24 protein-coding genes are annotated in these 23,463 nt (G+C 64.7%); 20 read left to right on the plus strand and 4 right to left on the minus strand.

From position 1 onward, the window contains the following. Positions 1-116: 116 nt before the first annotated feature. Together ABIB91_RS26230 and ABIB91_RS26235 are read right to left on the minus strand one after the other, a co-directional pair. Entirely contained in the window at positions 117-647 is a 531-nt protein-coding gene (locus ABIB91_RS26230; RefSeq protein WP_007596851.1) for a DUF3617 domain-containing protein, read from the minus strand. 44 nt (positions 648-691) lie between these two features. Further along, positions 692-985 carry a hypothetical protein gene (locus tag ABIB91_RS26235; RefSeq protein WP_007596852.1) on the minus strand — a complete coding sequence of 98 codons (294 nt, stop codon included), beginning with the start codon at positions 983-985 and terminating at the stop codon, positions 692-694. 182 nt (positions 986-1,167) lie between these two features. Here ABIB91_RS26235 and ABIB91_RS26240 point away from each other — a divergent pair, with 182 nt between their 5' ends. The 4 genes from ABIB91_RS26240 (at position 1,168) to ABIB91_RS26255 (ending at position 3,823) form a co-directional block, all read left to right on the plus strand. Further along, positions 1,168-1,632, plus strand: a complete 465-nt coding sequence (locus ABIB91_RS26240; RefSeq protein WP_007596853.1) for a hypothetical protein — start codon at positions 1,168-1,170, stop codon at positions 1,630-1,632. A gap of 120 nt (positions 1,633-1,752) precedes the next feature. Beyond that, the gene (locus ABIB91_RS26245) at positions 1,753-2,445 is read left to right on the plus strand and encodes a ribonuclease T2 family protein (protein WP_007596854.1); all 693 of its coding nucleotides are present in this window, start codon (positions 1,753-1,755) and stop codon (positions 2,443-2,445) included. A 52-nt stretch (positions 2,446-2,497) separates the two neighbouring features. Beyond that, complete coding sequence (locus ABIB91_RS26250) at positions 2,498-3,358, plus strand: 23S rRNA (adenine(2030)-N(6))-methyltransferase RlmJ (RefSeq protein ID WP_219683631.1); 861 nt, start codon at positions 2,498-2,500, stop codon at positions 3,356-3,358. 249 nt (positions 3,359-3,607) lie between these two features. After that, positions 3,608-3,823 (plus strand): cold-shock protein, encoded by a 216-nt coding sequence (locus ABIB91_RS26255; RefSeq protein WP_007614865.1) that lies wholly within the window; start codon positions 3,608-3,610, stop codon positions 3,821-3,823. Between the two features lie 70 nt (positions 3,824-3,893). On the opposite strand, the gene ABIB91_RS26260 is transcribed toward ABIB91_RS26255, so the two are convergent. Further along, positions 3,894-4,517, minus strand: a complete 624-nt coding sequence (locus tag ABIB91_RS26260) for an outer membrane protein (RefSeq protein WP_007596857.1) — start codon at positions 4,515-4,517, stop codon at positions 3,894-3,896. Between the two features lie 250 nt (positions 4,518-4,767). Here ABIB91_RS26260 and uvrC point away from each other — a divergent pair, with 250 nt between their 5' ends. The 9 genes from uvrC (at position 4,768) to ABIB91_RS26305 (ending at position 13,551) form a co-directional block, all read left to right on the plus strand. Continuing rightward, the gene (gene uvrC, locus ABIB91_RS26265; protein ID WP_354168548.1) at positions 4,768-6,837 is read left to right on the plus strand and encodes an excinuclease ABC subunit UvrC; all 2,070 of its coding nucleotides are present in this window, start codon (positions 4,768-4,770) and stop codon (positions 6,835-6,837) included. A 98-nt stretch (positions 6,838-6,935) separates the two neighbouring features. Then, complete coding sequence (pgsA, locus tag ABIB91_RS26270) at positions 6,936-7,553, plus strand: CDP-diacylglycerol--glycerol-3-phosphate 3-phosphatidyltransferase (protein ID WP_007596859.1); 618 nt, start codon at positions 6,936-6,938, stop codon at positions 7,551-7,553. Beyond that, positions 7,550-7,801: a molybdopterin converting factor subunit 1 gene (moaD, locus tag ABIB91_RS26275; RefSeq protein WP_007596861.1), complete on the plus strand. Its 252-nt coding sequence runs from the start codon at positions 7,550-7,552 to the stop codon at positions 7,799-7,801. Before pgsA ends, moaD begins: the two co-directional genes overlap by 4 nt. Positions 7,802-7,804: 3 nt before the next feature. Continuing rightward, positions 7,805-8,281, plus strand: coding sequence for a molybdenum cofactor biosynthesis protein MoaE (locus tag ABIB91_RS26280; RefSeq protein WP_354168551.1), 477 nt, complete (start codon positions 7,805-7,807; stop codon positions 8,279-8,281). Next, positions 8,281-9,240 carry a 50S ribosomal protein L3 N(5)-glutamine methyltransferase gene (prmB, locus tag ABIB91_RS26285; RefSeq protein WP_354168553.1) on the plus strand — a complete coding sequence of 320 codons (960 nt, stop codon included), beginning with the start codon at positions 8,281-8,283 and terminating at the stop codon, positions 9,238-9,240. The genes ABIB91_RS26280 and prmB overlap by 1 nt, the downstream gene beginning before the upstream one ends. Before the next feature lie 90 nt (positions 9,241-9,330). Next, a complete protein-coding gene (locus ABIB91_RS26290) occupies positions 9,331-9,930 on the plus strand; it encodes a phage holin family protein (protein ID WP_354168555.1) in 600 nt (199 codons plus the stop codon). A 2-nt stretch (positions 9,931-9,932) separates the two neighbouring features. Then, positions 9,933-11,063 carry a YihY/virulence factor BrkB family protein gene (locus ABIB91_RS26295; protein ID WP_354168557.1) on the plus strand — a complete coding sequence of 377 codons (1,131 nt, stop codon included), beginning with the start codon at positions 9,933-9,935 and terminating at the stop codon, positions 11,061-11,063. 142 nt (positions 11,064-11,205) lie between these two features. Continuing rightward, positions 11,206-12,681: an EAL domain-containing protein gene (locus ABIB91_RS26300; protein ID WP_354168559.1), complete on the plus strand. Its 1,476-nt coding sequence runs from the start codon at positions 11,206-11,208 to the stop codon at positions 12,679-12,681. 15 nt (positions 12,682-12,696) lie between these two features. After that, positions 12,697-13,551 carry a TIGR01459 family HAD-type hydrolase gene (locus ABIB91_RS26305; RefSeq protein ID WP_007596875.1) on the plus strand — a complete coding sequence of 285 codons (855 nt, stop codon included), beginning with the start codon at positions 12,697-12,699 and terminating at the stop codon, positions 13,549-13,551. A gap of 120 nt (positions 13,552-13,671) precedes the next feature. Here ABIB91_RS26305 and ABIB91_RS26310 read toward each other — a convergent pair whose 3' ends face one another. Next, positions 13,672-14,067: a response regulator gene (locus tag ABIB91_RS26310; RefSeq protein WP_007596883.1), complete on the minus strand. Its 396-nt coding sequence runs from the start codon at positions 14,065-14,067 to the stop codon at positions 13,672-13,674. A 231-nt stretch (positions 14,068-14,298) separates the two neighbouring features. On the opposite strand from ABIB91_RS26310, the gene ABIB91_RS26315 reads away from it, so the two are divergent. The 7 genes from ABIB91_RS26315 (at position 14,299) to arfB (ending at position 23,450) form a co-directional block, all read left to right on the plus strand. Beyond that, entirely contained in the window at positions 14,299-15,270 is a 972-nt protein-coding gene (locus tag ABIB91_RS26315) for a bifunctional riboflavin kinase/FAD synthetase (protein ID WP_354168562.1), read from the plus strand. A gap of 201 nt (positions 15,271-15,471) precedes the next feature. Then, a complete protein-coding gene (gene ileS / locus ABIB91_RS26320) occupies positions 15,472-18,480 on the plus strand; it encodes an isoleucine--tRNA ligase (RefSeq protein ID WP_354168564.1) in 3,009 nt (1,002 codons plus the stop codon). A gap of 164 nt (positions 18,481-18,644) precedes the next feature. Then, complete coding sequence (gene lspA / locus ABIB91_RS26325; RefSeq protein ID WP_354168566.1) at positions 18,645-19,139, plus strand: signal peptidase II; 495 nt, start codon at positions 18,645-18,647, stop codon at positions 19,137-19,139. 97 nt (positions 19,140-19,236) lie between these two features. Next, entirely contained in the window at positions 19,237-19,962 is a 726-nt protein-coding gene (locus ABIB91_RS26330) for a hypothetical protein (protein ID WP_354168745.1), read from the plus strand. Positions 19,963-20,161: 199 nt separating this feature from the next. Then, complete coding sequence (locus ABIB91_RS26335; RefSeq protein ID WP_198288256.1) at positions 20,162-21,556, plus strand: M16 family metallopeptidase; 1,395 nt, start codon at positions 20,162-20,164, stop codon at positions 21,554-21,556. Then, the gene (locus ABIB91_RS26340) at positions 21,553-22,920 is read left to right on the plus strand and encodes a M16 family metallopeptidase (RefSeq protein ID WP_354168569.1); all 1,368 of its coding nucleotides are present in this window, start codon (positions 21,553-21,555) and stop codon (positions 22,918-22,920) included. Before ABIB91_RS26335 ends, ABIB91_RS26340 begins: the two co-directional genes overlap by 4 nt. Before the next feature lie 113 nt (positions 22,921-23,033). Next, positions 23,034-23,450 (plus strand): alternative ribosome rescue aminoacyl-tRNA hydrolase ArfB, encoded by a 417-nt coding sequence (arfB, locus tag ABIB91_RS26345; RefSeq protein WP_354168571.1) that lies wholly within the window; start codon positions 23,034-23,036, stop codon positions 23,448-23,450. The last annotated feature ends 13 nt before the right edge of the window (positions 23,451-23,463 follow it).

A 23,463-nucleotide genomic window follows, 5' to 3' on the forward strand; every position in this document is an offset into this window, starting at 1 on the left:
GAGGGCGACAATCACAGTCTTGGCCGGAGCCTGTCGCGACCCAGACCTTCTCTCTCGACGTCTTCAGCCTCAAAAGCCAATAGCGCAACAGGCCCGCAAGGGGAGAGGGAAGAGTCTTACTTCGGCAACAGCGCTTTCAGCTTGTCCATGTCGCGCACGTTCATCTTGAAGCCGCCGGGCATCACGATGTCGCCGGGCTTCTGGTCCGGCTTGCAGGCCCCCAGCCATTTCGCTTCGAGCTGCAGGGTCGTGTCGCGGCCTGCTGCGCCGGCGGCGCCGCCTTGCGCGTGCGACGACGTCTTCACTGTATAGGCCGAATTGAAATCGCCGGTGATCTCGGCATGCGAGGTCGTGCTGATGCCGGCGACATTGCATTCGGAATCGCTGACATAGCCGGTCGCGGTCTTCTTGATGTCCTGCTTGGCGCAAATCTGCTTGGCCATGGGGGAGACGTTGTTGTTCATCTCCTTGTCGACGGTCTCGTCGGTGCAGTGCTGCATGGTCATCTCGGGCACCGGCGTGCCGGTCCTGACCATCTTCAATTCCCACAGGCCCGCCTTGCGCACCGGCAGGTCGTCAGCGCGGGCGCTGCCTGCCGACACGACGAGGCAAAGGGCGGAGCCGAGCAAAGCGAGTTTGCGCGTCATGTGGGAAGCTCCCGGCTGAGAGGTAGCGGCGCTGCGAAAGCGCCTCAGTAGAGCGTGCGGATCGGCTGGTCGGCCGCGCCATAGGGCACCCAGCGGCAGGAGAACGAGATGTAGCCGCCCTCATAGGCCTGCATCGCCAGGAATTTGGCGACCTTGCCGTAGCGCGCGCAGTGATCGACCGCGACCTGCCGCGCATCGACCTGGGTTGCCATCGAATAGGCGATGATACCGCCGGTGTCGTTGCCCTTGAACGGAGGCACCGGAAGGAGATCGGCGCGCGCCGACTGGCTCGCCATCATACCCAAGGCAAGTAGGCCCGCGGCCGCAATGATTCGCATTCCCGTCACTCCGATTGGTTGGTGGCAGTTTACGGTGCCGGCGCGGCGGTGGAAAGAACCGAAGACCCCTCTGGTGCAGCATTGCGGTCAACTCGTCGGCAAGTGTTGCCGCGCTGCACTTGACCTCCCCCGGCCTTCACGGCACCGTCGGACCCTCGCAGATCATGCTGTCTGGATTGCCCATGCGCGCCTCGACCTTCCTGAAATCGCTCCGCTTTGCCGCCGTGCTCGGCCTCCTGTTCGGGGCGCTGTCGCTCGGTGAGGCCAGGGCCGCCAATCCGCTGGAGCTGAATTTCTGGCTGAGCGGGCCGCGCTATGACGGCAACGTCTCCGAATGCGACAGGGCGCTGCCGACGATCGCCAGCCAGTTCTGGGAGAAAGAAAGCTCGTTCTGGAATTCCTCGTTGAAGATCACCGGCTTCTCCGCCGTTCACGAGACCGCGTTCCGGCCCTGGGCGTCCGACAACATCCCGCGCCGCTATTGCACCGGCGAGGCTATGCTCACGGATGGCAAGCTGCGCAAGGTGCATTTCTCGATTGTCGAGGATGGCGGCTTCGCCGGCTACGGCCAGGGCGTCGAATGGTGTGTGGTCGGGCTCGACCGCAACTGGGCCTACAACCCGGCCTGCCGCGCCGCCAAACAATAATTGCAAAAGTCCTGATCCGGACCGATCAGGCGGCCGAACGACGGTCGTCCGAATTTTGTTCTTGAAATGTTCTTACCGCCTGCTAGGCTCTTCTGCACAGTCTAGTTGAGGGGCGTCGCCATGTTTCATTCCAGATTGCATTTTTTCTCCCGCCTTATGATCTCGCTGACGCTTGCAGCCGGGCTGGCTGCGCTGGCCGGCGGTGCCAAGGCCCAGGACAAGCGGCAGAACACGCCCGGCGAATTCGATTTTTATGTGCTGTCGCTGTCGTGGTCGCCCTCCTTCTGCGAGGAGGCGGCGGAGCGCGGCGGCCGCTCGCAGACCCAGTGCAGCGGACGGCCCTACGCTTTCGTGGTGCATGGTCTGTGGCCGCAATATGAGAACGGTTTTCCGGAATATTGCCAGCGGCCCTCGCCGCGGCTGAACCGCAGCATCGTCTCCTCCATGCTCGATCTGATGCCGGCGCCGGGTCTGATCTTCAACGAATGGGACAAGCACGGCACCTGCTCGGGGCTCGCCGACCGCAGCTATTTCGAGACGATCCGGAAGGCGCGCGCCGCGATCAAGATTCCGGCTGAATATCTCGATCTGTCGCAGGCCAAGACCGTGGCGCCGGCGGAGGTGGAGGAAGCCTTCATCAAGGCCAATCCGGGCCTCAGCAATGCCGCCGTCTCGATCACCTGCAACCGGACGCGGCTATCGGAAGTCCGCATCTGCCTCAGCAAGGACCTGCAATTCCGCGCCTGCGAGGAGATCGACCGCCGCGCCTGCCGCCGCGACCAGGTGGCGATGCCGCCGATCCGGGGTGGGTAGCCCAGGCATCGTGCCTCTTTGCTCAAGCCGCCACGTGGCGTAGTGCTCTTGCATGAATTACCGCCACGCCTTCCATGCCGGCAACTTCGCCGATGTCATCAAGCACATCGTGCTGGCGCGCATCATCACCTATCTCCAGGACAAACCGGGCGCGTTCCGCGTCATCGACACCCATGCCGGCGCCGGCCTCTACGATCTCGAAAGCGACGAGGCGCGCCGCGGCGGCGAGTGGCTGACGGGCATTGCGCGGCTGATGCAGGCGCGGCTGTCGAACGACGCCATGGCACTGACCAAGCCCTATCTCGACATCGTCCGCGCCTTCAATCCGAAAGGCGAGCTCAAGGCCTATCCGGGCTCGCCGCTGATCGCGCGCGCCCTGATGCGGCCGCAGGATCGCCTCGTCGCCTGCGAACTCGAGCCGAAGGCGCGGAAAGCGCTGATCGGCGTGCTGCGCCATGACGAGCAGGCCCGCGTGGTCGACCTCGACGGCTGGATGGCGTTGCCGGCTTTCGTGCCGCCAAAGGAACGGCGCGGGATCGTCCTGATCGACCCGCCGTTCGAGGCAAAGGACGAGTTCGAAAAGCTCGGCGAGGCCTTCTCGACGGCTTTCGCGAAATGGCCGACCGGTATCTATGTAATCTGGTATCCCGCCAAGAGCCGGCGCGCCACCGACGCGCTGGTGCAATCAGTGGCGCGGCTCGCAGCCGCAGCAAAACCGCCGGGAAAATGCCTGCGCCTCGAATTCAGCGTGGCGCCGCAGGCCGACGGTGCAACTCTCACCTCCACCGGGCTCTTGATCGTCAATCCCCCTTACACGCTGCAGGGCGAGCTCAAGACGATCCTGCCCGAGCTGGAAATGCCGCTCGGCCAGGGTGGCGCTGCCAGATTCCGATTAGAGGTGCCGAGACCGTAACACTCCGGCATCTTGGGAAAAATATGCAGGAGCGGTGGTCAATCTGCGGAGAACCGTATTATGCTGTTTCCGTGACTGGCTTTACGTTCCGCTTCCGCGAATGGTTGCGGCGGAGTGAAGGCCTAAGAAAGATCCAGTCGGACCAAATGGTCTGCCCAAGGATGGCCAGCTCCCGGGCTTCGTAAGGCCCGGTCATGTCGTGACGTGCGTCTGCGTCACGACGGAGGAGCAATGAGGGGGAGTTTCCCGATGGCCATGACGGGAACGGTCAAGTTTTTCAACGGTGAGCGCGGCTACGGATTCATCAAGCCGGACGACGGGGGCCGCGACGTCTTCGTACATATTACTGCTGTGGAGCGGGCCGGACTGAAGGACCTTGCCGAAGGACAGCGTATTACTTTCGAAGTCGAACCGGACAAGAAGGGCAAGGGGCCGAAGGCGGTCGATTTGGTCATCCTTCCCTAGCGAGCCTGGCGTAAAAAAAATCCCGGCCGCAAGCGGCCGGGAGGTTGGTCCGGTATTTTCTTCTTAGCTATCAGAAGTGATAGTTCACGCCTGCGCGCACAACGCTGGCGCTATAGCCGTTTGACACGCCTGTAATCGCGAACTGACTCGTCGACAGATCGATATAGAGATATTCGAGCTTGGCGCTCCAGTTCGGCGCGAATCCGACTTCCGCGCCGGCACCGATGGTCCAGCCAGCGCTGGTGTGCGACTCGGTCCAGCCGAACGTCTGCGCGCGCAGCTCGCCGAAGGCGAGGCCCGCCGTGCCGTAGAACAGCACGTTGCTGAAGGCATAGCCGGCGCGGCCGCGCAGGGTACCGAACCACGGATTGGAGAACTTCCACGGCGCGAAGGTGTCGTCGGCACCGGCGGCCTGGATGTCGCCCTCGACGCCGAACACCCAAGGGCCGGTCTGGAAATTGTAGCCGGCCTGAACGCCGCCGACGAAGCCTGACGGCTTTGCGGGATTGTTGTTCACCGAACCCCATTCATAGCCGAGATTGGCACCGAGATACGGGCCGGCCCAGCTATAGGCATTGAGCGGCTGATTGACCGTATAGGGCGCACGCTGCCCGTAATTGAGATCGGCGGCCTCTGCCGAAGCCGTCCAGCCGACTGCAGCCAACGCGGCTGCGCCCACAACGAGCGCCTTCATCACACACTCCAACGCAACTGCCGTCACCGGTGCGATGCCTGCGCCGCCGCGCGAGGCAAAACCGCATGGTTACGGAACCACCACTTTTTCGCGTAAGATTTATCGAGAGTTTTAAGTTAAAGGCCTGTTAAGTCGGGTTACCGGGCTGTTAACAGGCTTAAGCAAGCGTTACCGGGAACTGCGCCGCCATCCTGTGCGTGCCGCACGGCCGGAACTTCAAATCGGCACCCGCAGCGCCTAAATTCGCACCATGGTTCACGATTCCACCGACAATCCGGACGACGCACGCACGCGCAAACCCGTGCGCGGCAACGCACCCGATGTCCCGGCCCAGGAAACCGAAGCGGCGCCGCCCGACCTCGATCCCGCCACAGCAAACGGCGACGACGAGGACGACGCACGGCTGCCGGACATCCTGGAAGAGAGCGGCACCGTCGGCGAAGAGCCGCTGGCGACCGGCCACGAGGCGATCGAACGCGCGGTCCGCCTCGCTCCCACCTCGCCCGGCGTCTACCGCATGCTCAATGCGAATGCCGACGTGCTCTATGTCGGCAAGGCCAAGAACGTCAAAAAGCGCCTGTCGAACTATGCGCGCCAGAGTGCGCCGCAGCCGGCCCGCATCCTGCGCATGATCGCCGCTACAGTTACCGTGGAAATCATCTCGACCCACACCGAGACTGAAGCACTGCTGCTGGAGGCCAACCTCATCAAGCAGCTTCGGCCGCGCTTCAACGTGCAGCTGCGCGACGACAAGTCGTTTCCCTACATCCTGATCACGGGCGACCATTGGGCGCCTCAGATCCTGAAGCATCGCGGCGCGCAGACGCGGCCCGGTCGCTATTTCGGCCCGTTCGCCTCTGCCGGCGCCGTCAACCGCACCATCACCGCGCTTCAGCGCGCGTTCCTGATCCGCTCCTGCACGGATTCCTTCTTTGAGAGCCGCTCGCGGCCCTGCCTGCTCTATCAGATCCGCCGTTGCGCCGGCCCCTGCACCCGCGAGATCGACTTCCCCGGCTACACGACCCTTGTGCGCGAGGCGAGCGACTTCCTGTCCGGCAAGAGCCATGCGGTGAAACAGGAGCTTGCCGCCGAGATGGAGAAGGCCTCCGGCGAGCTCGAATTCGAGAGCGCCGCGCTCTACCGCGACCGCCTCGCTGCGCTCTCCGCGATCCAGTCGCAGCAGGGCATCAATCCGCGCACGGTGGAAGAAGCCGACGTGTTCGCCATCCACCAGGAGGGCGGCTTCTCATGCGTCGAGGTGTTCTTCTTCCGCACCGGGCAGAACTGGGGCAACCGCGCCTATTTCCCGCGCGCGGAGAAGACGTATACGCCGGAAGAGGTGCTCGGCTCCTTCCTCGCCCAGTTCTACGACGACAAGCCGCCGCCGAGGAATATCCTGCTCTCGCACGAGATCGAAGAGAGCGAGCTGCTCGGCAACGCGCTGTCGATCAAGGCCGGCCGCAAGGTCGAAGTGTCCACGCCGAAGCGCGGCGAGAAGAAGGAGCTCGTCACCCACGCGCTCACCAACGCGCGCGAGGCCCTGGGCCGCAAGCTCGCGGACACCGCGACGCAGAGCCGGCTGCTGGACGCCATGGCCACGACCCTGAGCCTGCCGCATGCGCCGAAGCGGATCGAGGTCTACGACAACAGCCACATCCAGGGTACCAACGCAGTCGGCGCCATGATCGTCGCCGGGCCGGACGGTTTTGTGAAAAACCAGTACCGCAAGTTCAACATCAAGTCGGAAGGGATCACGCCGGGCGACGACTTCGCCATGATGCGCGAGGTGCTCGAGCGCCGTTTCAAGCGCTTGATCAATCCACCCGAGGACAACGCAGCCAAAACCAAGGACGACGACTTCCCGCAATGGCCCGATCTCGTGATCATCGACGGCGGCCGCGGCCAGCTCAACGCGGTCCGGGAAATCTTTGCAAATCTCGGCCTGACCCAGGTGGCGCTGATGTCGGTGGCCAAGGGGCCGGACCGGGATGCCGGCCGCGAGACCCTGTTCATGCCGGAGCGCGAGGCGATCAAGCTGGAGCCGCGCGACCCCGTGCTCTATTTCATCCAGCGGCTGCGGGACGAGGCGCACCGCTTCGTCATCGGTTCGCACCGCAAGCTGCGCAAGAAGGATATCCGCGAGGCCGGCTTGCAGGAGATTCCGGGCATCGGTCCGTCACGCAAACGTGCCTTGCTGCACCATTTCGGAACCCTGAAGGAGATCGAACGGGCTTCGATCACCGATCTCGGCAAGGTTCCGGGGGTGAGCGCCGAGAGCGCTCGCAGGATTTTCGAGTATTTCCATCCCCAGCCGGGGTGAAATAAAGGGGGGCCGCGGTCATATGGTCGTCGCATCCCGCACCCCATTTGGGGAGCGGAACGGTTGACCTTCAGGCTGCAGCGGTATTGGTAGGACGGATGAACATCGCCACGACACGAGGGACCACCAGCCGCGCGATGTCCCTCCCGAACATCCTGACCTACGGCCGGATCGCCGCGATCCCGGTCGTGGTCGGGTGCATCTACGCACAGTCGATCATGGACGGCCCGCTGTGGCTGCGCTGGGTTGCGGTCGCCATTTTCATCGCGGCTGCGGTCACCGATTACCTCGACGGCTATTACGCGCGAATCTGGAATCAGCAATCGGCGTTCGGCCGCATGCTCGATCCGATCGCCGACAAGCTTCTGGTCGCCTCGTGCCTGCTGATGCTGGCCGCCGACGGCATCATTCACGGCTGGTCGCTGTGGGCCGCCATCGTGATCCTGTGCCGCGAGATCCTGGTCTCGGGCCTGCGCGAATATCTTGCCGCGCTGCGCGTCAGCGTGCCCGTGACCAAGCTTGCGAAGTGGAAGACGACGGTTCAGCTCATCGCCATCGGCTTCCTGCTGGCTGGTCCGGCCGGCGATGAGGTGGTGCCCATGGTCTCGATGATCGGGCTGGCGCTGCTCTGGGCCTCGGCGATCCTCACCATGTACACGGGCTATGACTATTTCGGCGCTGGCATCCATCACCTCATCAAGGAGGATGAGGGATGAAGGTGAAGTACTTCGCCTGGGTGCGCGAGCGCGTCGGCAAGGCCGAGGAGACCATCGAGCCGCCCGCAACCGTGCGCACCGTGGAAGAGCTGATCGCCTGGCTGTCCGGCCAAAGCGAAGCCTACGCCTACGCCTTCGAGAAGCCGAAGGTGATCCGCGCCGCGATCGACCATGCCCACGTCAAGTCGGACGCCGCGATCGCGGGCGCTCGCGAGATCGCGTTCTTCCCGCCGATGACCGGCGGCTAGGCCATGCCCGTCACCACCTGCCCGGTCACCATCCGTATCCAGCAAGACGATTTCGACATCGCGCGCGAGATCGCGGTGTTGACCGGGAACCGCACCGATATCGGTGCGGTCGTGAGCTTTTCCGGCATCTGCCGCGGCGACGAGGACAGCGCGAAGATCGCCGCGCTCTCGCTCGAGCATTATCCTGGCATGGCCGAGGAAGAGATCAGGCGCCATGCCGACGAGGCCAGCTCGCGCTGGCCTCTCAGCGGCGTCACGGTGATCCATCGCGTCGGCCGGTTCATGCCCGGCCAGAACATCGTGCTGGTGCTGACCGCCTCTCAGCACCGCCAGGCCGCGTTCCAGGCAGCCGAGTTCCTGATGGATTATCTCAAGACCAACGCGCCGTTCTGGAAGAAGGAAGAGAGCGCCACCGGCACCGGCTGGGTCGAGGCCCAAGCCCGCGACGACGAAGCCGCCGCACGCTGGACCCGATCCTGATGGCAACAACATCCAAAAAGACCGTGCGCGGCCGCGCCGCGCCAAAGCTCGCGAAAGTGGGCCGCGGCGAGCTTCTCACGCTCGTCGATTTCGTCCGCTATGCGGTGAGCCGCTTCAATGAGGCCAAGCTTGCCTTTGCCCATGGCACGCCCGATCCGGTCGCGGAAGCGGCCTTCCTGGTCTGTGAAGCCCTGCATCTGCATCCCGAGCAGTTCGAGATTTTTGCCAACGCGCGCGTCACGGCCGCCGAGGGCAGGATCATCATCGATCTCATTCATCAGCGCGTCACCACGCGCAAACCGGCCGCCTATCTCGTCAACAAGATCTACATGCGCGGCCTGCCGTTCTATGTCGACGAGCGCGTCATCGTTCCCCGCTCCTTCATCGGCGAGCTCTTGGAGTCGCATTTCGGCGGCGACGGCGAAGCCGGCTCGCTGATCGACGATCCCAGCGCCGTCGAGCGCGTGCTCGATCTCTGCACGGGATCGGGATGCCTCGCGATCCTCGCCGCGCATCATTTTCCGAACGCCACGATCGACGCCGTCGATATCTCCAAGGGCGCGATCGACGTCGCCAGATGGAATGTCGGCGAATACGGGCTCGATGACCGGATCAGCCTGCATCGCGGCGACCTGTTCGCCCCGCTCGGTGACGCCAAATACGACCTGATCATCACCAACCCGCCTTATGTCGATGCCGAAGGCATGGCGGCGCTGCCGCCGGAGTGCCGGGCCGAGCCGAAGCTCGCCTTTGACGGCGGCGCCGACGGTCTCGACGTGGTGCGCCGGATCCTGCGCGACGCGCCCGACCACCTGACGCCGGATGGCGGGCTGATCTGCGAGATCGGACGCGGCCGCGAACTGGTCGACGAGGCCTTTCCTGAATTACCGCTGCTCTGGCTCGACACCGAGGACTCAGAGGGCGAAGTGTTCTGGATCGCGGCCGCCGATCTCGGCTGATCCATCACGGCGGGCAGACCTCGTCGGAACAAGTCAAATACCGCCACGTTCATCCCCCGACGAATTTTCTCGCACTCGGAGGATAACCGCATGCTTGCGCCATCGGGCGAATTGCTGCGCGCCGGCGTCGCGCTCAAGCTCAACCATCTCAAGCGCGCTGCCCAGTCCTATGCCCGTGACCGGAGCAACCAGGCCACGGGCCGCATGACGTCGTACGCGGCTGCGGCCGGACTGCTCGCGGTGGCGGGCTTGTTTGTCGTCGCAGCCTTCTTCGTCGGCCTAATTGCCCTGTACCGCTGGATTGCAATCCATTACGGGCAATTCTGGGGGTTCGGCGCCGTCGGCGCCGTGCTCCTGGTCCTGGCTGCCGCCTGCGCCGGCGTGGCCACGGCTCAGATGAAGCGCAAGACCAAGCCGATCGTGCCGCTCGCCAGCCGCCTGCGCGTGGCTATCGCCACTCCGCGCATCCCGCGCGGAACGGTGAAGGAGGCGGTGAAGGAGGTCGCGACCACAATTCCCCTGGCGCCGCTCGCACCGGGCGAACGAGGACATGAAGGAGGACATGGCGGCAGCACATGGCCGGCTCGGTCCAACCGGCCCGTGCAACTCGGGCTGATGCTCGCGGCCGTTGGGCTGGTCGGGCTCACGGCCGCGCGCCGGCGGCGTCACGGCCACCGAGCGGATACCTGAAAATGCGTATGCGGCGCGCCGAGCAATTCGACAGCTGGCTGTTAGTGGCAGCCACGACCGTGTTCGTGCTCACCGCGGAACGGTATTTCCAGGATTCTGGCCTGGTCAGGGCGGGACCTCCGCAAGACCACCGCAACGGCGAGGCGAATTCGCCGGAAACGAGCCCGACGGGCGCAGCCTCGCAGCCCGGCCGCGGCCGCCGCGCGAAAAGCCCGTTCGCAATCCCGTGGGCAGGCTGGAAGGACATCCTCTGGCGCACCTATCAGCGCATCGACGAGGATCGCCTGCTCGCGACCGCCGGTGGCGTCGTCTTTTTCGGGCTGCTCGCGATCTTTCCCGCCATCACAGCTCTGGTTTCATTCTATGGCCTGTTCGCCGATCCCTCGACAATCAGTTCCAACCTGCAATCGCTCGCGATGATGCTGCCCGAGGGTGCGTTCCAGATCGTCGAGGACCAGGTGGCGCGCGTCGTGTCGCACGGCGGTGCGACGCTTGGTGTCACCTTCCTGTTTGGCCTCGTGCTCGCGATCTGGAGCGCCAATGCCGGCGTCAAAGCCATCTTCGATGCCCTCAACGTCGCCTATGAGGAGCGTGAAAAGCGCAGCTTCATCCGGCTGAACACGGTCTCGCTGGCCTTCACGGTCGGTGGCATCGTTGCCCTGCTGCTGATGGTGGGCGCCGTCGTCGCCTTCCCGCTCGCGCTCAACCACCTCGGCATGGCGCCCGAAAGCAAGCTGATCGTGGCGCTGGCGCGATGGCCGGTGCTGTTCGTCATTCTCCTTGCGGCGCTCGCCGTCCTCTACCGCTTCGCGCCCAGCCGCGATGCCCCGCGCTGGCAATGGCTGAGCCCCGGCGCGGTGACGGCCGCGATCCTCTGGATCGCCGGCTCGGCGCTGCTGTCCTGGTACCTTTCGGAGTTCGCCAATTACAATGCGACCTACGGTTCGCTCGGCGCTGCGATCGGCTTGATGATGTGGATGTGGATGTCGGCGATCGTCATCATGTTCGGGGCCGAGCTGAATTCGGAGATCGAACGGCAGACCCTGCGCGACACGACCACCGGGGCACCCAAGCCGCTTGGCACCCGCGAGGCCGTCTCGGCCGACACGGTCGGCGCTGCGGCGCCATCCTGACTCCGCGATTGGGTCGCTATCCCCTCGAATCAACAATGATGTTAAGCTCATGCCGCTTGGGGGAGCATGCGGCGTGACGGGTTCGAGACGCCACCCGTGTTTTCCCGGTCAGGCAGTCAGCTCTTGAGGCGTAACGCGCGGCATGATTCGTATTTCGACGATCTTCATCGCCATCTGCATGGTTCTGGTCGCGGCCTCGCTCGGGCTCGTGCTCTACGCGGTCGCCGGCATCAGCGGAACCGAATCCGCGATCGTGGCGCTAACGGCGCTGACCTTCCTAATCCTCTACAATGCAGTGTCGATGCGGTTGCGCGACCGCAGCGACGTCGGCGGCCAGATCGCCGACCTTTCGCGCGGCACCGCCGATCTCGCCCGCCAGGTCGCCGAGTTCGGCCGCCGGCTTGCCACGATCGAAGCACGCATCGCCTCCTCCAATTCGGCCAACTCAGACCGCATTCAGGCGGTGGTCGGCGAGATCAACGAGCTCGGCGGATTGGTCAGGCAGCTCGCCACCACCGTCTCGGCTCATGAGGATCTGATGGCCGGCAACGCGCCGCTCCCGGCCCCAGCTCCGGTCGCAAGGCAGGAGCAGGACGCGTCGCTCGACCTGACGGCCCCGTTCGAAGAGGAGCGGTCGGCTGCCCCTCCCCCGGCACCCGCGCCGACGCCACGGCCGGCGGCACCGGCGATCCAGACCCAGAGCGCCAATCCGGTTCAGACCGCCAACGGCCGCAACCAGACCCAATTGCTGGCGACGCTCCGCAACGCGATCGACGAGAACCGCATCGACATCTTCCTCCAGCCGATGGTGACGCTGCCGCAGCGCAAGGTCCGCTTCTACGAGGCCGTGACGCGCCTGCGCGACGAGCGTGACCAGCTGGTCGCGGCCGAGGAGTTCATCAGCATTGCGGAGGCCTCCGGCCTGATCGGGCGCATCGACAACATGGTGATGCTGCGGTGCGTGCAGGTGCTGCGACGCCTGATGGTACGCAACAAGGAGGTCGGCGTGTTCTGCAACGTCGCGGCTTCCACGCTCGGCAATTCCACGACCTTCGCGCAATACCTCGATTTCCTCGAGGCCAACCGGGCGCTGGCGCCCTCGCTGGTGCTGGAATTCAAGCAATCGACCTTCCGCAATCTCGGTCCGGCCGAGACCGAGAATCTCGCCGCGCTCGCCCAGTGCGGTTTCCGTTTCTCGATCGACCATGTCACCGATTTGCGGATCGAACCGCGCGAGCTCGCCGATCGCGGCGTGCGCTTCATCAAGGTGCCTGCCTCGCTCCTGCTCGACCCCAGGCAGGCTTCGGCCTCGGATATCCACCCGTCCGATCTCTCCGACCTGCTCGGCCGCTTCGGCATCGACCTGATCGCCGAGCGGATCGAGGGCGAGCGCGCCGTGATCGACCTGCTCGACTATGACGTGCGGTTCGGCCAGGGGTTCCTGTTCGCGCCGCCCCGGCCATTGCGGCCGGAGGGGTCATCTGCTACCGCCGCGCCGAACCAGGCACGGGACACTCAGGGATCCAATGGCTCCGGCATACCGAGCTCAAGCGCAACGTCGGCTGCGTCTGCGCCACAGCGCGTCACCGGCAACGCCGCGCTCGCGCGCCGCATCTGATCGGCCCCACGCATCATGACCACGCTGCATTTCGCTGAAAGCCTGCGTGAACTCGTGGCGGGCGTGGACGTCGTGCTCAGCGACATCTGGGGCGTGGTCCATAACGGCCTCGAATCCTTCCCCGAAGCCTGCGACGCGCTGCACACCTATCGCAGCCGCGGCGGTACGGTCATCCTGATCACCAACGCGCCGCGCCCGGCCGACTCCGTGCAGCGTCAATTGCGCAAGCTCGGCGTCGCCGACGAGACCTACGACGCGATCGTGTCGTCAGGCGACCTGACGCGGCTCTATGTCGCCGACCATCCCGGCCGCAAGATGTTCTGGCTCGGCCCCGAGCGCGACAACTCGATCTATCGCGGCCTCGATGCGGTGACCGCGCCGCTGGAGGAGGCAGACTACATCGTCTGCACCGGTCTCTATGACGACGAGACCGAGACGGCGGAAGACTATCGCGGCATGATGCTGAAGGCGCGCGAGCGCAAGCTGACGCTGGTTTGTGCCAACCCCGACATCGTGGTGGAACGCGGCGACCGCCTGATCTATTGCGCCGGCGCGATCGCGGAGCTCTATCGCGAGCTCGGCGGCGAGGTGATCTTCTACGGCAAGCCGCACCGGCCGATCTACGAGCGCGCGATGGCGCTCGCCGGCGAACGCCAGGGCCACCAGATCGACCGTAAAAAGGTGCTCGCGATCGGCGATTCCGTCCGGACCGACCTCACCGGCGCGCGCGAGTTCGGCATCGATTGCCTATTCGTGACCCGCGGCATCCATGCCGAGGAGTTCGAGGGTCTCGACCAGCTCGACCCGGCTTCGGTGCTGGAATTGTTCGGCCATCCGCCAAAGGCGCTGATGCGCGAACTGAAGTGGTAGCGAGTTGATCGTCATTCCGGCTTGATATCGGGCATCGATTCCAGAACGACGAACCAGACGCAGAAAGCCCGGGACAACCGCCCGGGCCTTCCGAATTCAACCGATGGCTTCGAGCGCGCCTTACGCGCTCGCCATGTCCGGGAAGACCGCCTCGATCTTGGTCTTCAGCGTCGCCGCGTTGAACGGCTTGACGATGTAGTTGTTCACGCCGGCCTTCTTGGCCGCGATCACGTTCTCGGTCTTTGATTCGGCCGTGATCATGATGAAGGGCGTGGTGGCGAGGTTCGGATCCGCGCGCACTTCGCGCAGCAGGTCGTAACCCGTCATCGGCTCCATGTTCCAGTCGGAAATCACGAGACCGTACTTCTTGCCACGCATCTTGTTCAGCGCTGCCGAACCGTCGCTTGCATCATCGATATTCTCGAAGCCAAGCTGCTTCAGGAGGTTCCTGATGATACGGATCATGGTGCTGTAGTCGTCAACCACCAGAACCGACATCGACAAATCAACCGCCATCTCGACTCCCCCAACGCAAACCCAGGAAATATTACGATCGGACCTGCCGGGCCGGAGCCCCGCGGTTCCACGCTCCAAGGACTAGCACCAAGGCGTTAAACAGCGCGTTAACTGGGAACGCCCCCGGTGGACTGAAATCACCTTCGATGCGGCCGCCCCCCTCCCGCTTGACTTCATCCGGCCCGTCGCGCCACGGTCCCGGCCGGTCCCGCCGGTTCGAGAATTCCCCTGATGGCTCCGCATTTTACCGTTATCCGCGACACCACGCCGGACTCCGCCATTGCAAGGGGGGCCGTGGTCGCCATGGGCAATTTCGACGGCGTTCATCTCGGCCATCGCGCCGTGATCGCCGCAGCCCTGGAAATGGGCAGGATCCATGGCCGCCCTGCGCTGGCATTGACCTTCGAGCCGCATCCGCGGCGGTTTTTCAGCCCCAACACCCCGCAATTCCGCCTGACGGACGAGCGTGCCAAGCTGCGGCTTCTGGCCGGCACCGGACTTGACGGCGCCGTGGTCATGACCTTCGACAAGTCCCGCGCCGGGACCAGCGCGCAAGACTTCATTCACCATGACCTGATCGGGCGCCTGGGCATCGGCGGAATCGCAGTCGGCTACGACTTCCACTTCGGCAAGGGTCGCGTCGGCTCGCCGAGCCTCCTGGTCAACGAGGCGCCCCGGCTCGGCATCGAGGTCGACGTGCAGCCGCATGTCGACATCGACGAGCGGCCGGTCTCGTCCAGCGCGATCCGGATCGCGCTCGCAGAAGGCCAGATCGACGAGGCCACGGCCATGCTCGGCGCGCCCTGGTTCATCACCGGCGAGGTCATCCACGGCGAGAAGCGCGGCCGCGACCTCGGTTATCCCACCGCCAATATCCGCCTCGATGCCAATTGCGGCCTCAAGCACGGCATCTATGCGGTGCGGGTCGGCCGCGGCGCGGAGCGGCTGGACGGGGTGGCAAGCTTCGGCCGCCGCCCGACCTTCGATAACGGCGCGCCGCTGCTGGAAATCTTCCTGTTCGACTTCAAGGGCGATCTTTACGGACAGACGCTCGACTGCGCCTTTATCGGCTTCATCCGCGAGGAGCTGAAATTCGACGGCCTGGATGCCCTGATCCGCCAGATGGACGACGATTCCGCCCGCGCCCGCGCCATGCTCGCCGCCGCCCCGGTCGCGTTTCCGCGGCTTGGCATCATCGATTGAGGCCGGAAACCGGCCCCCGAACCTTTTGCGCTTCCCTTAGCCCCCTGCTATGGAGAGCCCATGTTTGCGCGGCGCATCATAGGGATTAGCGGCCCGGCTTCCGCCTGAGCCTTCGGCTCGGCGCAAGACCGGGATGTTGTCGTTTCACCCGCGATTCCGCATCGCCATCCGTTCCCGCGCCCTTCCGAGCCAGTCAGCCTCATGTCCGACAAGCCACAAAAGTCCCAAAAATCCGAAGCCAAAGACTATTCGAAAACCCTGTTCCTGCCGCAGACCGAATTCCCGATGCGCGCCGGCCTGCCGCAGCGCGAGCCGGAGCTGCTGAAATACTGGAACGACATCGGCCTCTACGACAGACTGCGCCAGCAAGCCCAGGGCCGCGCCAAATTCGTGCTGCATGACGGCCCGCCCTACGCCAACGGCAACATCCATATCGGGCACGCGCTGAACAAGATCCTCAAGGACGTCGTGACCAAGAGCCAGCAGATGCTCGGCTTCGACTCCAACTATGTGCCTGGCTGGGACTGCCACGGCCTGCCGATCGAATGGAAGATCGAGGAAGAGAACTACCGCTCCAAGGGCAAGCAGAAGCCCGACTTCCGCGACTCCGCCGCGATGGTGGCGTTCCGCAAGGAATGCCGCGCCTATGCGACGCACTGGATCAACGTGCAGCGCGAGGAATTCAAGCGCCTCGGCATCATCGGCGACTGGGATCATCCCTATCAGACGATGAGCTATCCCGCCGAAGCGCAGATCGCCCGCGAGCTGATGAAGTTCGCCGCCAACGGTACGCTGTATCGCGGCTCCAAGCCGGTGATGTGGAGCGTGGTCGAGAAGACCGCGCTCGCCGAGGCCGAGGTCGAGTACGAGGACTACACCTCCGACATGGTGTGGGTGAAGTTCCCCGTCACGTCCCCGGCACATGGTGCGCTCGCCAATGCTTCGGTCGTGATCTGGACCACCACGCCCTGGACACTGCCCGGCAACCGCGCGATCTCGTTCTCACCGAAGATCGCCTACGGCCTCTACAAGGTGACGGATGCAGCCGCGGACAATTGGGCGAAGACCGGCGATCTCCTGATCCTGGCCGATGCGCTTGCCGCAGAGGTGTTCAAGCAGGCGCGCGTCACGGCCTATGAGAAGCTGCGCGACATTCCCGGCGATACGCTGGACGCCGTGGAGTGCGCTCATCCCTTGCGCGGCCTCGATGGCGGTTACGCGTTTATCGTGCCGCTGCTCGCCGGCGAGCATGTCACCGACGATACCGGCACCGGCTTCGTGCACACCGCGCCGAGCCACGGCCGCGAGGACTTCGACGTCTGGATGGCCAATACCCGCGAGCTCGATGAACGCGGCATCTCGACCGCGATCCCCTACACTGTCGACGAGAACGGCGCCTATACCGCGCAGGCCCCCGGCTTCACCGGCAAGCGCGTGCTCAACGACAAGGGCGAGAAGGGCGATGCCAATGAGGCCGTGATCAAGGCGTTGATCGAGGCCGGCAAGCTGCTCGCGCGCGGCCGCCTCAAGCACCAATATCCGCATTCCTGGCGCTCGAAGAAGCCGGTCATTTTCCGCAACACGCCGCAATGGTTCATCGCGATGGACAAGGACATCAGCGAAGATGGCCATGCCAAGAAGGGCGATACACTGCGGGCCCGCGCGCTGCATGCGATCTCGGTCACGCAATGGGTGCCGCCGTCGGGTGAGAACCGCATCAACGGCATGATCGCCAACCGCCCCGACTGGGTGATCTCGCGCCAGCGCGCCTGGGGCGTTCCGATCGCCGTGTTCGTGCGCGAGAAGAGCGACGGCTCGGCCGAAATCCTGCAGGACGAGATCGTCAATCAGCGCATCGCCGAGGCCTTCATGGAGGAAGGCGCCGACGCCTGGTACATGGAAGGCGCCCGCGAGCGCTTCCTTGGATCGCGGGCGAAGGAAGACTGGAAGAAGATCGACGACATCTGCGACGTCTGGTTCGATTCCGGCTCCACGCACGCCTTCGTGCTCGAGGACCGCCAGAACTTCCCGCAGCTCGGCAACATCGTTCGCAAGGTCGACGGCGGCGACGACACCGTGATGTATCTCGAAGGCAGCGACCAGCATCGCGGCTGGTTTCATTCCTCGCTGCTGGAGAGCGCCGGCACGCGCGGCCGCGCGCCCTATGACATCGTGCTCACCCACGGCTTCACGCTCGACGAGAACGGCCGCAAGATGTCGAAGTCGATCGGCAACACCGTCGAGCCACAGAAGGTGATCAAGGATTCGGGCGCGGATATCCTGCGCCTGTGGGTCTGCGCCACTGACTATGCCGACGACCAGCGCATCGGCCCGGAGATCCTGAAGAACACCATCGAGACCTATCGCAAGCTGCGCAACACCGTGCGCTGGATGCTGGGAACGCTGGATCACTACAAGCCCGCCGACGCAGTCGCACCCGCCGACATGCCTGAGCTCGAACGGCTGATGCTGCACGAGCTCGCGGTCCGTGCTGCCGTCGTCCGCAAGGCCTATCAGGAGTTCGACTACAAGACGGTGGTCGCAACCTTGTCCGCATTCCTGAACAGTGAGCTCTCCGCGTTCTATTTCGACATCCGCAAGGACACGCTGTATTGCGATCCGCCCTCCTCGCCGACGCGCAAGGCGGCGCTGACCACGATCGATCTGTTGTGCAGCTCGATCCTGAAATGGCTGGCGCCGATCCTCAGCTTCACCGCGGAGGAAGCCTGGCGCATGTACAGGCCCGGCGCCGAGCCCTCGGTGCACCTGACGCAGTTTCCCGACGACCTCGAAAGCCTGCGCGACGACAAGCTCGCCGCGAAGTGGGAAGCGATCCGCAACGTCCGCCGCGTCGTCACCGGTGCGCTGGAGCTCGAACGCGCCGCCAAGAACATCGGCTCGTCGCTGGAGGCCTCGCCGGTGATCTATGTCGCCGACCGCGACATGCTTGCGACGCTGTTCGACACCGACCTCGCCGAGATCTGCATCACCTCGAACTACGAGGTGCGCCAGGACGAGGCGCCGCCTTCCGCATTCCGTCTCGATGCCGTTCCCGGCATCGCTGTCGTGGTGGAGAAGGCGGTCGGCACCAAATGCGCCCGTTCCTGGAAGATTTCGCCGACGGTGGGTGAAGACCCCGAATACCCCGACGTCACCCCGCGCGACGCCAAGGCGCTGCGCGAATGGAAGGCGCTGGGGGTGAGTGTCTAACTTCGTGTCGTCCCGGCGGAGGCCGGGACCCATAACCACGACCGCCGATTGCAGCGAAGGCTGATGACCACGAGTCCCTCAAACAACTTCCGCCTCGGAATATGGGTCCCGGCCTTCGCCGGGACGACGGCGGTGTTTGTAGTGGAGATAGAGATCTCCCCTGCATGACCCCGCTCCGCGCCGGCATCCTCGCGGCCCTGCTCACGCTGGTGGCCGATCAGGCCTCAAAGCTCTGGCTCCTGAACGTGTTCGACCTCGCCCGTCGCGGCGCGGTCGAGGTAACGCCGTTCTTCGACCTGGTGCTGGCCTGGAACATCGGCATCAGCTTCGGCTGGCTCCAGAACGACGGCCAGGCTGCGCAACTGGCGCTGATGGCCGTGAAGGTCCTCGCCGTGGTTGCGCTGGCGATCTGGATGGCCCGCTCGCACACCCTGCTGGCAACCATCGCGCTCGGCCTGATCATCGGCGGCGCCATCGGCAATGGGATCGATCGCCTCGCCTATGGCGCGGTGGTCGATTTCGCCCTGTTCCACGTCGAGATCGGCGGAAATACCTATAATTGGTACGTGTTCAACCTCGCGGACGTGGCCATCGTTGCTGGCGTGGCGGCGCTATTGTATGATTCCTTCTTGGGGGTACCCGCCGCAAAAGCGCCCTGATCCCGGCCGATACGGACCGGCAGGCGGAACCTTGTTTTTGCGAGGGATTATGCCGCGCGAGAGCGGCAAACTGCCACAATTTGGAACAGGTACAGTGATGCGCAGCTCGAAGACCAGCAGTTCGATGGTTGGAGACCCCCGGCAGGGGTTCTGGCGGGCGTTGAAATTGTCCGCTGTCGCACTCGGCATCGGTCTCGTCATGTCGGCTGGCGCTGCCCGCGCCGGTGACGACGGCGAGGACGATGACGATATGACCTTCGAAGAGAAGCTCATCGACAATCTGATGTCGGGCATCGGCGCCAAGAGCATGGAGAAGAAGGGTATTGAGTACCGTGAGCGGTCGCCGCTGGTGGTACCGCCCAAGCTCGACCTGCCGCCGCCCGCCGGCACCGAAGCCAAGAACGCGCCGAACTGGCCGAAGGACCCGGACGAAAAGCGCCGCAAGGAGGCCATCGCCCAGCGGAAAAAGGCCGTCAAGGCGACGGAGAATTGGCAGGCAGGCCGGACGTTGTCGCCCGCCGAGATGGAGGTCGGCAGAACAGCTGCACCCGAGCGCACGAGCAACGACCCCATCCAGCCGGGCACCAACGGTAACCCGTCGCTCAGCCCCGCTCAGCTCGGTTTCACCGGCGGTCTATGGGGCATGATGTCGAACAACAAGGGCGAGGCCAAGCAATTCACGACCGAGCCGCCGCGCCAGTCGCTGGTCGAGCCGCCGCCGGGCTACCAGACGCCGTCGCCGAGCTACGCCTATGGCGCCGGAGAGGACAAGACGAGGCGGACCTATTTCGACATCATGTCCGGGAAGGACAAGGAACAATAACGCTCCTGTCACTTTGCGATATCCCGACAGACGCGGTCCCGCGCCGACGGCTCGTGCGCGCCGGACGCGGTCTTTAATTGCTTATCAGTAACTTGCGCCCGAGTTGAGTTCTCTGCTTCGTGACGCGAAGCGTTTGCCGCACGGTGTACCATGCCGTGCCTCCGAGCCGGACATCCGGGCTCGGCCTTTCATAAGGATCATGATGTCCTCTTACCGATCGGCTGCCCGCCTCCTTGCCGCGCTGCTTTCGACGAGTGTCCTCACGGCCGGCGCATCTCTTGCGCAGACCACGGTGACATCGGCTCCGCCCGCCAGCTTCACGCTTGGAAACGGCATGCAGGTCGTGGTGATTCCCGACCACCGCACGCCCGTCGTCACGGAAATGATCTGGTACAAGGTCGGCTCGGCGGACGAGACGCCGGGCAAGTCCGGGCTCGCGCACTTCCTCGAGCACCTGATGTTCAAGGGCACATCGAAGCATCCGGTCGGCGAATTCTCCCAGACCGTGCTCCGCGTCGGGGGCAACGAGAACGCCTCGACCTCGGTCGACTACACGAACTACTACCAGCGCGTGCCGAAAGAGCAGCTGCCGACCATGATGGAGTTCGAGGCCGACCGCATGACCGGCCTGATCCTCAAGGACGAGAACGTGCTGCCCGAGCGCGACGTGGTGCTCGAAGAATACAACATGCGCGTCGCCAACAATCCGGACGCGCGGCTGAACGAGCAGATCATGGCCGCGCTCTATCTCAACCATCCCTACGGCCGGCCGGTGATCGGCTGGCACCAGGAGATCGAGAAGCTCGATCGCGAGGATGCGCTCGCCTTCTACCGCCGCTTCTATGCGCCGAACAACGCGATCCTGGTGATCGCGGGCGACGTCGAGGCCGCCGACATCCGCCCGCTGGTGGAGCGCAATTTCGGGTCCATCCCGGCCCAACCCGCGATCCCGGCCCGCCGTGTCCGCCCGCAGGAGCCGGAGCCCGCGGCGCCGCGCACCGTGACCCTGGCGGATCCGCGCGTCGAGCAACCCGGCTTGCGGCGCTATTACCTGGTGCCCTCGGCGACCACGGCTGCGGCCGGCGAAAGCGCGGCCCTCGACGTGCTGGCGCAGCTAATGGGCAGCGGCAACAATTCCTATCTCTACCGTGCGCTCGTGGTCGACAAGCCGCTCGCGGTCTCCGCCAGCGCCAGCTATTCGAGCATCTCGCTCGACCCGACTCAGTTCGCGATCTCGGCTTCGCCCAAATCCGGGGTCAGCTTCGCCGAGATCGAGCAGGTGGTCGACGGCGTCATTGCCGACATCGCGCAGAATCCGATCCGCGCCGAGGATCTCGAGCGGGTCAAGACCCAGCTCATCGCCGAGGCGATCTACGCACAGGACAACCAGGCGGTGCTGGCACGCTGGTATGGCGGCGCACTGACCACGGGCCTGTCGATCGAGGACATCCGGAGCTGGCCAGATCGCATCCGCGCGGTCACCGCCGAGCAGGTCCGCACCGTCGCGCAGAAATGGCTCGAGAAGAAGCGCTCAGTGACAGGCTATCTGATCAAGGACACCGCGACCACCAAACGCGAGGAGAAGCGTTCGTGACCTATCCCTTCCTTCGACGCGTTGCGTTCTCCTTTGCCACCGGCGCGGCACTCGCGCTCGCTACCGTCTCGCCGTCGCAGGCGGCTGCAAAGATCCAGCACTTGACGTCGCCGGGCGGCATCGAGGCCTGGTTCGTGCAGGATGCGACCGTACCGCTGATCGCCATGGAATATTCCTTTGCCGGCGGCTCGGCCCAGGATCCCAAGGACAAGTCGGGCGTCGCCAATCTGGTCGGCGATCTCCTCGACGAAGGCTCCGGCGATCTCGATTCCAAGACCTTCCATGAGCGGCTCGATCGCCGCGCCATCGAGCTCTCCTTCTCCGCCACCCGCGACACGCTCCGCGGCAGCCTGCGCATGCTGCGCGACAACAAGGACGAGGCCTTCGACCTGCTGCGGAGCGCGCTGACCTCGCCGCATTTCGAAACCGCCGATGTCGAACGCATTCGCTCGCAGGTAATCTCGGGCCTGCGCCGCGAGACCACCAACCCGACCTCGCTGGCGAGCCGCAAATTCCTGGAAGTCGCCTTCGGCGAACATGCCTACGGCCGGCAGTCCAACGGCAACCTCGACAGCGTTCCGACCATCACGATCGCCGACATGAAGGACTATGTCGGCCGCGTGCTCGCCAAGGACACGCTGAAGATCGCGGTGGTTGGCGACGTTGATCCCGATACGCTCGGTAAGCTGCTCGACCACACGTTTGGCAGCCTGCCCGCCAAGGCCAATCTCGTGCCGGTCCCCGACGTCGAGGCCGCCAAGCCGCCGCAACGCGCCTTCGTGACGCTCGACGTTCCCCAGACCGTGATCACCTTCGGCGGCCCCGGGGTGAAGCGCAGCGATCCGAACTTCATGGCGGCCTATGTCGTCAACCACATCCTCGGCGGCGGCGGGTTGTCCTCGCGGCTTTATCGCGAGGTGCGCGAGAAGCGCGGGCTGGCCTATTCGGTGTTCGAATCGCTGCTCTGGATGGAGCATTCGGCGGTCTTCATCGGCAATACCGGCACCCGCGCCGACCGCGCAGGCGACACCATCGACGCCATCGACAAGGAAGTGCGTCGGATCGCCGAGGAAGGCCCGACGCAGAAGGAGCTCGATGAGGCCAAGTCCTACCTCAAGGGCTCGCAGATGCTGGCGCTCGATACCTCCTCGAAGCTCGCGCAGGCGCTGCTGCAATATCAGCAGGACAAGCTGCCGATCGACTACATCGAGAAGCGCAACGCCGTCGTCGATGCGGTCACCATGGATGACGCCAAGGCGGCCGCAAAGCGCCTCTGGGGCCAGGGCCTCCTGACCGTCGTCGTCGGCCGCGCTCCGCAGGCGGCGGCGCAACCGGCAGCCGCACCGGTGACGAAGTCGAACTGACGTCTTCCATACGCTTCCTGAAATGGCCGGGCTCGCCCGGCCATTTGCATTCCGGGCGCCATTGCCGAACCTAGGCGTCCGGGATATGTCCGGGCATCACGAATGGTGCCACCATGCTGCGGATATCCCGCGATCTCGTCATCGACGAGGACGACATCGAGATCGGCTTTGTCCGCGCCTCCGGCCCCGGCGGGCAGAACGTCAACAAGGTCGCGACCTCGGCGCAATTGCGCTTCGACACCCGCAAACTGACGCTGCCGGAGGATGCCGCGTTGCGCCTGGCCCGGCTCGCAGGGCAGCGCATGACCAAGGACGGCGTCATCGTGATCCAGGCCCAACGCTTCCGCACCCAGGAGCGCAACCGCCAGGACGCCATCGATCGCCTTACGGAGATGCTCGGCGAAGCCATGATCCGGCCGAAGCCACGGCGCGCGACAAAGCCGACCTTTGGGTCCAAGCAGCGCCGGCTCGAGGGCAAGAAGCGCCGCAGCGACATCAAGTCGAAGCGCGGCGGGCATTTCGACGATTGACCGATTGACGAAA

It is taken from the genome of Bradyrhizobium sp. JR4.3, from assembly GCF_040547695.1.
Classification (GTDB): domain Bacteria; phylum Pseudomonadota; class Alphaproteobacteria; order Rhizobiales; family Xanthobacteraceae; genus Bradyrhizobium; species Bradyrhizobium canariense.